Annotated in this window: 5 protein-coding genes and 6 pseudogenes; 4 read left to right on the forward strand and 7 right to left on the reverse strand. The window is 57.2% G+C overall.

The window, feature by feature from the left end:
* Positions 1-39: 39 nt before the first annotated feature.
* The 4 genes and pseudogenes from bhcD to bhcA form a co-directional block, all read right to left on the reverse strand.
* Positions 40-1,005 (reverse strand): iminosuccinate reductase BhcD, encoded by a 966-nt coding sequence (gene bhcD / locus ACR3FC_RS20170; RefSeq protein WP_480478181.1) that lies wholly within the window; start codon positions 1,003-1,005, stop codon positions 40-42.
* A 113-nt stretch (positions 1,006-1,118) separates the two neighbouring features.
* Positions 1,119-2,278 (reverse strand): annotated as a pseudogene (bhcC, locus tag ACR3FC_RS20175) (3-hydroxy-D-aspartate aldolase BhcC).
* A gap of 42 nt (positions 2,279-2,320) precedes the next feature.
* A pseudogene (gene bhcB, locus ACR3FC_RS20180) lies at positions 2,321-3,285 on the reverse strand (beta-hydroxyaspartate dehydratase BhcB).
* Positions 3,285-4,463, reverse strand: a pseudogene (gene bhcA, locus ACR3FC_RS20185) (L-aspartate--glyoxylate aminotransferase BhcA). The pseudogenes bhcB and bhcA overlap by 1 nt, the downstream one beginning before the upstream one ends.
* A 168-nt stretch (positions 4,464-4,631) precedes the next feature.
* Between bhcA and bhcR the strand changes: the two are divergent.
* Positions 4,632-5,476 (forward strand): annotated as a pseudogene (bhcR, locus tag ACR3FC_RS20190) (HTH-type transcriptional regulator BhcR).
* Between the two features lie 150 nt (positions 5,477-5,626).
* Here bhcR and ACR3FC_RS20195 read toward each other — a convergent pair.
* Positions 5,627-7,405, reverse strand: coding sequence for an ABC transporter ATP-binding protein (locus tag ACR3FC_RS20195; RefSeq protein ID WP_480478183.1), 1,779 nt, complete (start codon positions 7,403-7,405; stop codon positions 5,627-5,629).
* A gap of 427 nt (positions 7,406-7,832) precedes the next feature.
* Between ACR3FC_RS20195 and ACR3FC_RS20200 the strand changes: the two genes are divergently transcribed.
* From ACR3FC_RS20200 to ACR3FC_RS20210, 3 genes are all read left to right on the forward strand, one after another.
* Positions 7,833-8,426 carry an RNA polymerase sigma factor gene (locus ACR3FC_RS20200; RefSeq protein ID WP_480478185.1) on the forward strand — a complete coding sequence of 198 codons (594 nt, stop codon included), beginning with the start codon at positions 7,833-7,835 and terminating at the stop codon, positions 8,424-8,426.
* On the forward strand, positions 8,353-9,090 hold the full coding sequence (locus ACR3FC_RS20205) for an anti-sigma factor (RefSeq protein ID WP_480477017.1): 738 nt from the start codon (positions 8,353-8,355) through the stop codon (positions 9,088-9,090). The genes ACR3FC_RS20200 and ACR3FC_RS20205 overlap by 74 nt, the downstream gene beginning before the upstream one ends.
* 64 nt (positions 9,091-9,154) lie before the next feature.
* The gene (locus ACR3FC_RS20210) at positions 9,155-10,048 is read left to right on the forward strand and encodes a helix-turn-helix domain-containing protein (protein WP_480478187.1); all 894 of its coding nucleotides are present in this window, start codon (positions 9,155-9,157) and stop codon (positions 10,046-10,048) included.
* Between the two features lie 203 nt (positions 10,049-10,251).
* Here ACR3FC_RS20210 and ACR3FC_RS20215 read toward each other — a convergent pair.
* Together ACR3FC_RS20215 and ACR3FC_RS20220 are read right to left on the reverse strand one after the other, a co-directional pair.
* A pseudogene (locus tag ACR3FC_RS20215) lies at positions 10,252-11,552 on the reverse strand (UDP-glucose dehydrogenase family protein).
* 643 nt (positions 11,553-12,195) lie between these two features.
* Positions 12,196-12,467 (reverse strand): annotated as a pseudogene (locus ACR3FC_RS20220) (DUF2793 domain-containing protein); the annotation flags it as partial.

Genomic DNA, 12,467 nt, shown 5'->3' on the forward strand with positions numbered 1-12,467 from the left:
ATTTCGACGCGACGCTTAGGCGACCATACGGGGATGCCATCAGAAATCGACCTCAATCGCGATGCCTTTCTGTACGGCCAGCTCGACAACAGACGCAGCAACCGCCAGATCCTGAAGACCTACGCCAGTGCCATCGAACAACGTGATCTGATCGTCTGATGTCCGGCCCGGGTTCGTTCCGTTGATGACCGCACCCAACTGGACCAGGTCACTTTCCCTGATCAGGCCCTGTGCCACGGCGTGTTGAGCCTCGCCAATCGAAATCGACTGTGCGATTTCATCTGTGAATACAGATGCTTTGGCCAGCAACGCCGCCTCGACTTCCTGCTTGCCCTTGGTGTCCGTTCCCATGCACGCGATATGCGTTCCAGGGCTGACATGGTTTGCCATCAGCGATGGCGCAAAAGCCGAGGTGATCGAGATTATGACATCCGCTTCGGTCATGCCATCAAGTTCGACTGCTTCAAACGGAACACCGGCTTCACTGGCGACCTTTTCAATGTTGGGCAGCATCTCGGGGTGGTAGTTCCAGCCAAGGACCTTTTCAAAGGTGTGGGTCTCCAGCGCCGAGCGTAGCTGAAAGGTTGCCTGATGCCCGGCCCCGATCATACCGATCACCCGCGCGCCCGCACGGGCAAGGTGCTTGATAGATACAGAAGAGGCCGCCGCAGTGCGCAAGGCCGTCAAAAGGTTGCCGCCAACCATCGCCGACGGTTTCCCGGTGTCAGGGTCAAAAAGAAAAACAGTGGATTGGTGATTGATCAACCCGCGCTTTTCCAGGTTGTTCGGCCAATACCCCCCGGCCTTCAGGCCCAGTGTCAGCCCGGCGCGATCAAACCCGCCTTTAAAGCCGTACAGAGCATCCTCATGCCCGATGGCTTCGCGCACGACAGGAAAGTTGTAGGCGTCCCCTGCGGCCATAGAGGCAAAGACCTGTTCGACGGCAAAGGCCGCCGCGTCGCGGGTCATGAGGTTGGCGATTTCGCGCTCGGGTACGATCAGCATGTCATTCTCCATTCGAAATTCGTGCGCCCGTGCGTTTCACCGACAAAAGCGGGCGCGCACGGGCGACTGTCCGGCCATGTTTGGCCGAAAGCTTATTCTTTGAGCAATCAGGCTCAGTACGCGCGGCCGCGGGCTGACACTGGCCACACGCATTCGACCTTGCCATTCCGGACGCCCACATACCAATCATGCACGTTTGCGGTTGGGTCACAGTGCCCCGGCACCAACTTCAGCTTGTCATTGACCTTGAGCGCCCCGCTCGGATCCATCACGACGCCATGTTCATCCGAGCATTTGATGTATTCGACATCGTCACGCCCGAAAACAACAGGCAGACCGCTATCCACCGACTGCGCCTTGAGACCCGCATCGACGATTGCCTTGTCAGCCTTGGCGTGGCTCATGACGCTGGTCAGGATGAAGAATGCGTTTTCCCATTCGCCCTGGTCGATCCGGTTGCCGTTCTCGTCCAGGATGCGACCGTAATCGGCATCCATGAACGCATAAGACCCGCATTGCAGCTCATTATACACGCCCGAGTTGGATTCGAAGTAGTATGACCCAGTACCGCCGCCCGAGACCAGCTCGCACTCGATACCCTCGGCTTTAAGGCCGTCTACTGCGTCTTTGACCATCGCGATGGCGGTATCCAGTTTCTCCTTGCGTGCCTCATAGCTGTCGAGGTGTTGCATTGCGCCCTGATAGGCCTGAATTCCGCTGAATTTCAGGTTGTCAGCAGCCTCAACCGCCTTGGCGATTTCAATCACTTCGGGTGTCGTTGTGACCCCGCACCGACCTGCGCCGCAATCGATTTCCACGAAGACTTCCAGCTGTGTTCCATGCCGGACTGCCGCCGCCGAAAGGTCGGCGACGTTTTCCAGATCGTCGACACATACAATAATGCGGCTGCCCAGTTTTGGCAGGCGTGCGAGGCGGTCAATTTTGGCCGGGTCACGCACCTGGTTCGAAACCAGAACGTCCTTGATCCCACCACGAACGAACACTTCGGCCTCGGAAACTTTCTGGCAGCAGACACCGACGGCACCACCGATTTTCTTGCAGCTTGGCCACGTCGACCGACTTGTGCATTTTACCATGCGCGGTGACGCATCCCGTGCGCCTTGGCATAATCGCCCATCTTCCTGATATTGCGTTCAAGCGCGTCGAGATCCAAAATCAGGCTGGGTGTCTGGATATCTGCTTCGTCCATGCCAGGCTTGGCCGGAATGTCGTAACCTACTTCGAACTGGTCGAGAGTGCTCATATCTTTCATCTCCGTAATCCTATACCGGGATTGTTTTTTGTTGGGGTATATTCAGGCGTTCATCCAGGGCAGCCGGTCCAGATCGACATTGCCCCCTGTAACAATCAATCCGACACGCTTGCCCTTGAAGGCGTCCGGGTTCTTGAGAACCGTGGCCAGCGGAACGGCCGAAGATGGCTCCATCACAATCCGCAGGTGCTTCCATGTCAGTTTCATCGCATCGATGATCTCCTGCTCGGAGGCAGTGTAAATCTCTGAAACGTGGTTCGATACGAAATGCCAGGTGAGATCCTTCAGCGGCACCAGCAGCCCGTCAGCAATCGTCTTCGGCGCATCATCCGCGATGATATGACCGGCCTTGAAGCTGCGATAGGCGTCGTCTGCCTGTTCGGGTTCTGCCGCGATGACCGCTGTTTCTGGGGCCAGATTGGACAGGGTCAAACATGTTCCGGATACCATGCCACCGCCGCCGATTGGCGCGACGACTGCGTCCAGACCGTCGGTCTGCTCGATAAACTCGCGAACAGGTGCCTTGCCCGGCGATGACCCGAGGATCGTTGTAGGGATGAACAAAGTCACCGCCCGTAGCCGCCTGAACCTCGGCAAATGTCGCTTCGCGCGACGAGGTGGAGGGTTCGCATTCTGTAATCTTCCCTCCATAACGGCGGACCGTATCCTTCTTGGCGCGGCGCTGTCCGAGGCATGACCACGTTGCAGGGAATGCCCCGTTTCATCGCGGCATAAGACAGGCACGAGGCGTGATTGCCCGAAGAATGGGTGGCGACACCTTTTTCAGCCTGTTTCTCATCCAGCCCAAAAACCGCATTCGCAGCACCTCGTACTTTGAAAGCGCCTGGTTCCTGAAAGTTTTCGCATTTGAAGAACAGCTGCGCGCCTGACAGTTCATTGAGAAAGTCCGAAGTTCGCACCGGGGTGCGGCGGATATAGGGTTTGATCCGGTCATGCGCCGCAAGCATGTCGTCATAGGTTGGGATATACATTGTGCAATCCTTCATCATGCCGCGTTCTTCTGAACGGAACCGGGATGGCCGCGATAGTATTCCTGTGCGGCGGCAACTCCGGACCCCAGGTCGATGTTCAGTCCCAGGTCAACCATGCACATCTCGGCAGTGGCGATCCCGGACAGAGCCATGACATCCGTCAGGCTGCCCAGATGCCCGATCCGGAACACCTTGCCCGCGACCTCACCAAGGCCCACGCCAAAGGCAACGCCGTATTTTTCAGCTGCGTGCGTGACAATATCCGTCGCGTTGAAGCCGTTCGGCGTGCGGATTGCGCTTACGGTATCGGAATAGACCGTCGGGCTGCTGGCACAAAGCCCCACCCCCCCAGCGGCACGGACCCCTTCGGCAATCCGGTGGTGTCGGGCGAAAACGTTCTCCAGACCTTCACTCAACAGCATAGAGCAGGCTTGATTGAGGCCATTCATCAACCCGACAGCGGGTGTATAGGGGTAAGCATTGTTGGCGTATCCCTTGGTCATGTCCCGGACGTCAAAGAATGTGCGGGGCAGAGTGCCGGTTTTGGTTGCTTCCATCGCTTTCCGGCTGAAACCGACGATGGCAAGGCCAGCGGGCAACATGAAACCCTTCTGCGACCCCGTAACGGCAACATCCACGCCCCATTCATCAAACCGGAAATCCATCGATGCGATGGATGAGACACCATCAACAAACAGCAGGGCCGGGTGTTGCGCGGCAGTCAGCGCCTTGCGCACAGCAGCGATATCCGACTTTACGCCAGTTGCCGTCTCGTTATGCGTGGCTAGAACAACCTTGATCTCATGGCTTTTGTCGGCGGCAAGGATTTCTTCGTACCGGTCAGCCGGCAGCCCATCGCCCACGGGGTTTCGACGATCTCAACATTCAGCCCATGGCGCTGGCACATATCGATCCATCGATGGCTGAACATGCCGTTGCGGGCCGCCAGAACCTTGTCACCGGCGGACAGCGTATTGGTCAGGGCGGTTTCCCAGCCCCGGTTCCGGTCGACGGGAAAATGAAGACTTCGGCGCTGTCGCTTTTAGAATGTCCCGCACGCCCGCGCGCGCAGGATGCAGGATTTGCCCGAACAATGGCGAACGATGGTCGATCGTGGGCATATCGCAGGCTTTGCGCAGGCTTTCCGGGATGTTCGTCGGGCCCGGGATGAAAACGGGGTTTTGAAAGCTCATGGATGGTCTCCTTCCGTCCTTGCCAGCACAATAAGTTTCAGCAACCCGATTGGAAATTTTTTTGAAAACGCATTTCAAAATTCGGGATAAGAGATTTAACTTATAGTTGTCAGTGAGTTATATTTTTCATATCCTGAAATAGTCTTTCATAAATGACAGAGGGCTTTTATGGAATCGCAAGACAATGACCCGAAACTCCGTCGCAAAGCCCGGGGAAGACCGCGGGGGTGGGATGACAAAACCGCGCAGAATACGATCAAATCGCTGGATCGGGCGATGGAGGTTTTCGAATATCTGAGCCAGGCGCAAGGCAAAGCTCTTACTGAACTTTCAGATGAAATGCGTCAGGCACCGGCCACCGTTTATCGCATCCTCGTGACGTTACAGGGCGGGGTCTGGTCGAGTTCGACCATGAAGAACAGGTTTGGCATTGGCCCGCAGGCGTTTGTGATCGGCTCGCGGTTTTGCGTCGTACCAGTCTGGTGGAACGGGCAAGGCCGATCATGCGCAAATTGATGGAAACCACGGGTGAAACCGCCAATCTGGGAGTTGAGAAAGAAGGTCTGGTGCTGTTCCTGAGCCAGGTTGAAACACATGAAAGTATCCGGGCGTTTTTTCCGCCCGGTACATTGTCACCCATGCACGCGTCGGGCATCGGAAAAGCGTTATTGGCCCACATGGACGAAGACAGATTGAACCGAAGGTTGGCCTCAGCGAATTTACAGGCTTTTACGGATCAGTCGATTACCGGCGCTGAGGCGTTGAAGAAAGATCTTGCAGCAATCAGATTGCGGGGTTTTTCCGTGGATAACGAAGAAAAGACTACGGGTATGCGATGCATTGCAGCACCCGTTTTCGATATCAACAGAGAGGCGGTCGCGGGGCTTTCAGTTTCCGGGCCAACCAGTCGCGTCGGAGCGGCCGAAATCGAACGGCTGAGCCGCCCGGTGATGGAAGCAGCGCGCCAGTTGACGCTGGCTATTGGTGGGACAGTTTTGCCACCGCAACCCTAAGGCTTTGCCGCCAGATTGCGGCGAACGCTGACCCCGGATCCGCTTGCCGCGCCACAACACCAACGCGCGGAGACGCTCATTGTGCACAGACAAACTCAACAGCAGAACAGGCGTGACCCTTTCCGGTTATCTGATTTTCAGCTCCCCCTATTACTGTGCGACTTTTTGTTTGTGTTTGTTGAACTGTTGGTCGAAGAGGTTTTTGAAGGGGCCGTTTTTCTGCATGAGTTGGTCGAGGTTTCCCTGTTCGGCGATAGCGCCGTCCTGGATGACGATGATCTTGTCTGCCTCCAGCACGGTTGACAGGCGGTGGGCGATGACGATGACGGTGACATCCTGTGTCAGGGCGTCCAGTGCCTCTTTGACCAGCGATTCCGATTCCGCGTCCAGCGCGCTTGTGGCCTCGTCCAGCAGCAGGATCTCGGCCTTTCGCAGAATGGCACGGGCAATCGCGATGCGCTGTTTCTGACCGCCCGACAGAAAGGTTCCGTTCTCGCCCACCGGGGTCTCATAGCCCTGCGGCAGGTCGGTGATGAACTGATGCGCATGTGCGGCCCGGGCTGCCGCGATCACCTCTTCATCGCTTGCATCGGGCGCCGAGCAGCGCAGGTTGTCCATCACCGAGGCCGAGAACAGGAACGTGTCCTGACCGACATACGAGATTTTCCGCCGCAGCGAGGCAAAGCTGACCTCCCTCAGGTCCTGGCCATCAATCTCGACGCTGCCCTGATCGGGGTCGTAAAACCGCATGATCAGGCCAAACAACGTGGATTTGCCACCACCGGACTGGCCGACAAGGGCGGTGGTTTTCCCGGCCTCGAAAGTGGCGCTCATGTTGTCGATCACCGGCACCGTGCCCTGATAGCCAAAGGTCACATTGCGCAGCGTGATCTGTCCGGGGCCGTCACTCAGGTCACGGGCCCGGGGGCTTTCCACCATCGTGTCCTCCTGATCCAGCAGGCTGAACAACATGCCGACACCGACCATGCAGGTTTCAATCTGGACCCGCATCCTGGACAGGCGCTTGGCAGGTTCATAGGCCATCAGCAAAGCGGTGATGAAGGACATCAGCTGACCCGCGGTCGGCTGTTCGGCACCCGCGATACCCATCGTGCTGACAATGAGAACCCCGGCAACCGCCAGACCGGCCAGAAACTCCATCAGCGGGCTGGCAATGGCCTGCAGCCGGGCGATGTCGTTCGAGCGCTGTTCGACCTTCCGGATCGCGGTCTCCATTCGGTCGATCATGCGATCTTCAAGCGCAAACACCTTGATCACCTTGATCCCCGCCGAGGTCTCCTGCAGCACCCGGATGATCTCTGCCAGCGATTTGAACTCGGCCTGCATGATCGAGCGCACGCTTTTCAGCAGATACCGCACCCCCAGCAGGGCAATCGGGCCCACCACAAAGAACATCACCGACAGGACCGGCTGCTGATACACCATGACCGCAATCAGGCCGACCAGGGTCAGGGCATCGCGGACAAACCCGGTGACCAGAACATCGATCAGGCCCCGGGCCGATTGCGCGCCATTGGTCGTGCGCATCAGCAGATCCGACGATTCAGTGGTCGAGAAGAACGACACTCCGTGCCGGACCAGCTTGCGGTACAGCTTCTCCTGCTGCTGGGCCACAATCCGGTTGCCCGCGCGTGCCAGAAAAACGGCCTGAATATACGAGGCCACCGCCTTGGTCAGGAACAGAAGCACAACCCCCAGCGCAATGACATGCGCCCATCCCCGCAATTCCGGGTTGGTCATGGCATCGATGATATATTCCATCATGTAAGCCGAGCCGGCGGTGGTGACCGCCACCGCGATCATCGCCAGGATCGCAACGCCGTAAAGCCCGCCCTGCGCATAAAAGCTCTCACCGACAAGCCGGCCCATATAGCCCGATCGCCACTTGTTCCAGGCGCGCTTCATCATTGCGTTCTCCAAATCCGTGAAACGGTGCGCACGCCCAGATACCCCATATCCCGCCGCGCCTAAAGGACAGATGCAACCCTGCGGCAGACCAACCCATCCCAACATCCAAACACGCTAAATAAGACCTAACCCTCAAACCCGCAACCAATACCAAAAAACTCAAGCAAGCAAAAATCGCAATCGAACGGCTAATGTGCTTTGGAACACCATGCCTTTGGTCGAAACCAATACAACTGCCGCAAATGGCCAGTATCCAACACCCAGTTGGTTGCAGAAACAGGCGCTGCAACAATTACAGACGCAAACGTGACTGCTTGGAGCAGGAGTTTCGTTTTATTTCACTGCTAAATATGGCAATTCTGCCCTTGCGGGTCCGATCCGCGATTGAGAAACACAAGCAGGTCGCGATCATTCGATGAGAGCTGAGATGACTTCTGAACAAGCCGTCCGCGATGCGGTTCAGACGCATTCGAAGCGTGTCTGGCGGTTTGCGCTGGCATTATCGGGTGCCTCAGATGTAGCCGACGATTTGTTGCAGGCCACATGTTTGCGCGCGCTTGAAAGACATCATCAGGTGACGTCGCATAACCGTCTGGACAGCTGGTTGATGACAATCTGCCGGTCGATCTGGCTGAATGAGCTGCGTTCGCGGTCGGTTCGGAGCGCGCAGGCGCTGTCGGTGACCCCCGAAGCGGATCTGATTGCAACGGGACCAGACACAGAAACGAATATTTTCGCGGCTGAAGTGTTTAATCAAGTGATGCAGTTGCCTGAGGCACAGCGCGAAGCGGTAACGCTCGTCTTCGTTGAGGGGTACAGTTATCGCGAAGCAGCTGCCTTGTTGGAGGTTCCAATTGGCACGATCATGAGCCGGCTTTCGAATGCCCGGCAGAAGCTTAAAACCGTGATGCAGATTGATGCAGCGGACACCGCGCGACGGGTGGCAAATGACGTTTTCCGACGAGACGCTTCTAGCGTATCTGGAAGGCAGCCTGGACGAGGCTCAGACCCGCGCTATTGAGGCTGCGGTTGAAGATGACGCTACGTTGGAACATCGTCTGATGGCGCTGGATCCGTTTGCGCCAGTTGTTCGGGATGTTTTTGAGAACCTGCCCGCTGAAGCGCCGAAGGTGGACCTGCCGGAAAAAACGACGCGGCCCGGCATTAACGGGTTTCTGCGTCTTGTTGCGGTGGCTGCCAGCGCGGCTTTTGCAGCCGTCGCCGTAACATTCTGGGCCTCCCGGCCAGCAGATTTAAGCTGGGCCCAGCAGGCCGCGATCTATCAATCACTTTACGTGCCGGAAACGATTGCATCGCTGGACAGCTCGGACGCGTCGCTGGCCAAGCAATTTGCAATGGCCGAAGCCGAGTTGGGACGATCGCTGAATCAGGACATACTGGAAGCATTGCCAGGGTTGGAGCTGAAGCGTGCGCAGGTTCTTTCATTCAAAGGCAAGCCCTTGATCCAAGTGGTTTTTGCCGATGATCAGGGTCGACCACTTGCCTTCTGTGTTATTCGCCAAGGACCGAATGCCCAAAGTACCGACGTCCAACTATCGGTGTTGAGCGGTTTGGCAACTGCAAAGTGGGAGCAAGGCGGTTATGGATATATGCTGTTGGGCAGTTCCCCGCATACGGATTTAAGCGCTGAACTGGAAGTGTTGACCCGTACATTCTCGGGCTGATGGAAAACCCTTGTGAACAGTTGCAAATGCCCGAAGAATGCCGGGTATGACGTCGAAGAAAACCATGCCCCTTCCAGAAGACGAGGTCGATGATCTTGGCCCAGCCAGTATCTATGACGGAGATCCGGCAGAAGAGGACGACCCTTGGTTTTTGCCCCCGGACCAGGACGTGGAGGAAGATTTCTTTCTGCCTGGTCCCCGATCAGATCAGCGCCCGTTGTTCGATCCGCGCGATTGGCATTCGGCACAATCAGAATTGTCGGCAGAGCTTGCTGATCTTGCCCTGACCTTTGGCGCTCTGGATGAGCGGCTGCGTTCGGGGCCTGAGGGGTGGACGCACCGTTTGGCACTTATGGAAACGTCCGATCTGGGGTGGTGGACAGGGGATCGGGTCAGCGTAGACCGCCTGGCTTTGTGGGCGGGTCTGAGGATCGGCGCGACCCACGATGACGTGCAGGCGCTGTTTCGGGCAGGTTGGGCCGTGCGCCGTCTGAGCTCAGGCGCAGGCCCGGCTACAGGCGGGTGGGAAAGCGGGTTGACCGCGTTTCTCGACCGTCTGGCTCAGGGCTCTGATGCGACGCCCGAAGCGATCGTTGATCTGGCCGAAGTCATGCAGAATGCTGAAAGGTTGCACCCGGTAACACAATCGGCGATCGCGTTTCATGCTTGGCGAGCTATATCGCAGGGCGTCGGACACGACACCGAGGCGGCAATCATCGCAGCGCGGCACGCGGCTTCGATGGGGCGGGGCGGCGCAATGTTCATGCCACTGGCGTTGTCTGGTCCGGGTGCGTTGCGCGGAACGGGTGGGCCGACGGAAAAGTTAGGGTCTTGGATACAGGGCGCCGGGCAAGCCGTTCTTGCGGCCTTGCTGCACCTCGACCGGATCAGTGCCTGGGAGGGCAAGGCGCGCGACGCGACGCAGGATTTGAGCGGTCGCACCCCCGCGTCTGATTGATGCTCTGGCGGCGTGGCCCATGGTCTCGGCCCCGCTTGCGGAAGAACACCATTTCTTCGCGCGCGGCGGTTCAGCGGAATTTTGACCTGTTCACCCGGAGAGGTCTGGTGCGTGAAGTCACCGGCCAAGGCCGTTACCGGGTCTGGACTGCCGCACTATGATCCGTCAACCACTTGAAGATGCGTGCGGAGGGAAGCACGCTTTCAGCGCCCAACACCGACATAGGTGTCGAACCCTGACTTCAGCGCCGTAGTTTTCGAGTAGATGTTGCGCAGGTCAACCATCCTGGCTGTGTTCATTGACGCCGCAATTTCAGAAAGGTTCAGCGCGCGGAATTCATTCCATTCCGTCAGCAGCACAACAACATCTGCGCCCCGCGCGATATACGGATCGTCGCACCATTCGACGCCCGGCAAAAGCGCTTCTCCTTCAGATTTTCCCTGTGGGTCAACAACGCGCACCTTTGCGCCTCCGCCGATCAGGGCGGGAACGATGGACAGTGATGGCGCGTCGCGCATATCGTCTGTGTTGGGTTTGAACGTGACACCCAGAACTGCCACGGTCTTGCCGTTGAAATGATCGTCACATGCGTCACGAATTTTCTCGATCATCCGCTTCTTGATTTCGTCATTAACGCGGATGACGGTCTCGGTGATCTGCATCGGATGCGCGTGGTCCTGCCCGATCCGCGCCAACGCGGCCGTGTCTTCTGGAAAACATGAACCACCGTAGCCGGGTCCCGCATGCAGAAATTTGTTGCCGATCCGCCCGTCAAGGCCGATGCCGCGTGCAACTTCTTTAACATCCGCGCCAACTTTTTCGCACAGTCCTGCGACTTCATTGATGAAGGTGATCTTGGTCGCCAAAAACGCGTTGGCGGCGTATTTAATCATCTCGGCACTTTCCAGATCGGTGGTTAGGATCGGAAGTCGCGCAGATACAGAGGGCGATATATTTCTGCCATCACTTCGGCTGCGTGGTCGTTTTCCACGCCGACCACGACGCGGTCCGGGCGCATGAAATCGTCGATTGCCGCGCCTTCGCGAAGGAATTCAGGGTTCGAAGCCACGTCGAATTCGGCCTGGGGGTTGGCGGCCTTGACTGCTTCCTGCACTTTTCTGTTTGTTCCGACGGGCACAGTCGATTTCGTGACGATAACGGTATACCCGGTGACAGCCTGAGCGATTTCTTCCGCCGCTGCCATCACATAGGTCAGATCCGCATGGCCGTCTCCACGCCGGGTTGGCGTTCCAACTGCAATAAAGATAGCATCCGCGCCGTCCACTGCGGCTGCAAGATCGGTTGTAAAGCTCAGACGGCCAGCCGCGACGTTTCGAGTCATCAGCACGTCCAGACCCGGTTCATAAATAGGCACCTGTCCGGCTTTGAGCATATCGATCTTCTGCTCAGCCTTATCAACGCAAATCACATCATGTCCGAAGTCCGAGAAACACACACCGGACACAAGGCCCACATAACCTGTGCCGATCATTGCAATGCGCATCTGCCAAATCCTTTTTTGCCAATTACTATCAACGGCGTGGGCACAATCGAAGAATCCAGCGCCGGTTTCAATGATTTACAGGTATGGTTGCTGAGTTCCCATGTATTCTTGTTGTTTTTTAGGCAACAAGTGCGGGAACAAAGTTTTTACAATCCGTCGTGCAGCGCAGAAACTGTTGAATCAAGGCCATTGTCAGCTGAGAAGATACAATTCTGGGCATGGATCAGCAGTAGACAGCCACCAGGCGAGTGGTGTTGCGTCGCTCGCTTTTCGCCCGGAGCAAGGCGTCTGTGGCGGGTCCAATGAAATCGGCGATTGCTAAAGAAATGGGTCGACTACACAAAAACCGCCCGAACCAAAGTTCAGGCGGCAGCTGTACTCAGAACCAGCGCCCTATGGCGATGACACTTGAAAAAGCCGCTGTATCCGAAGTTACCGAGAGGGCTCTGCAAGTGACTTGAGTGTTTTCGGGTACATCAAACCCGATGAAACGATTGTTAAATCCAGCGCTGCCACTAACGCTTGGCGCAGAGGAAAATGGCGCTGGGTAGTCCCGTCATTGCAGCGCTTGCAAACAATGCGCCTTCAGCGGTCGTGCATGCGACAGGAGGCAACGCGGCGGTGCAGATCATGGTTCCATCAGCTAAACGCGTGAAATCGCCATTGGCCTTCCGCGCTCTATGACCGCACCGGTTGGTGTGCCGCCAACTTCTGATACCGGCCCCAGAAGGCCCGGCCCATAGCCGTAGTCGGCACGCATCAGGCGACCCGGAGTGGTATCCGTCTTATTACCCTGAACAGCTGCACCAGCCGCTGTTCCGGTCGTGGGGTCAAAAGTCAGAGCCTCCGTCCAGGTGCCTCCGTCAGGGGACACTTTGATTGAGAACCCCGTACTTCCGGATAACCCCATTTCAG

This window comes from Ruegeria sp. AF3, from assembly GCF_056536285.1.

Coding starts and splice junctions, on each gene's coding strand:
- ACR3FC_RS20200 (WP_480478185.1), top strand. CDS start 7,833: ATGACTTCTGAACAAGCCGTCCGCGATGCGGTTCAGACGCATTCGAAG.
- ACR3FC_RS20195 (WP_480478183.1), bottom strand. CDS start 7,405: ATGATGAAGCGCGCCTGGAACAAGTGGCGATCGGGCTATATGGGCCGG.
- ACR3FC_RS20210 (WP_480478187.1), top strand. CDS start 9,155: ATGCCCCTTCCAGAAGACGAGGTCGATGATCTTGGCCCAGCCAGTATC.
- ACR3FC_RS20205 (WP_480477017.1), top strand. CDS start 8,353: ATGACGTTTTCCGACGAGACGCTTCTAGCGTATCTGGAAGGCAGCCTG.
- bhcD (WP_480478181.1), bottom strand. CDS start 1,005: ATGCTGATCGTACCCGAGCGCGAAATCGCCAACCTCATGACCCGCGAC.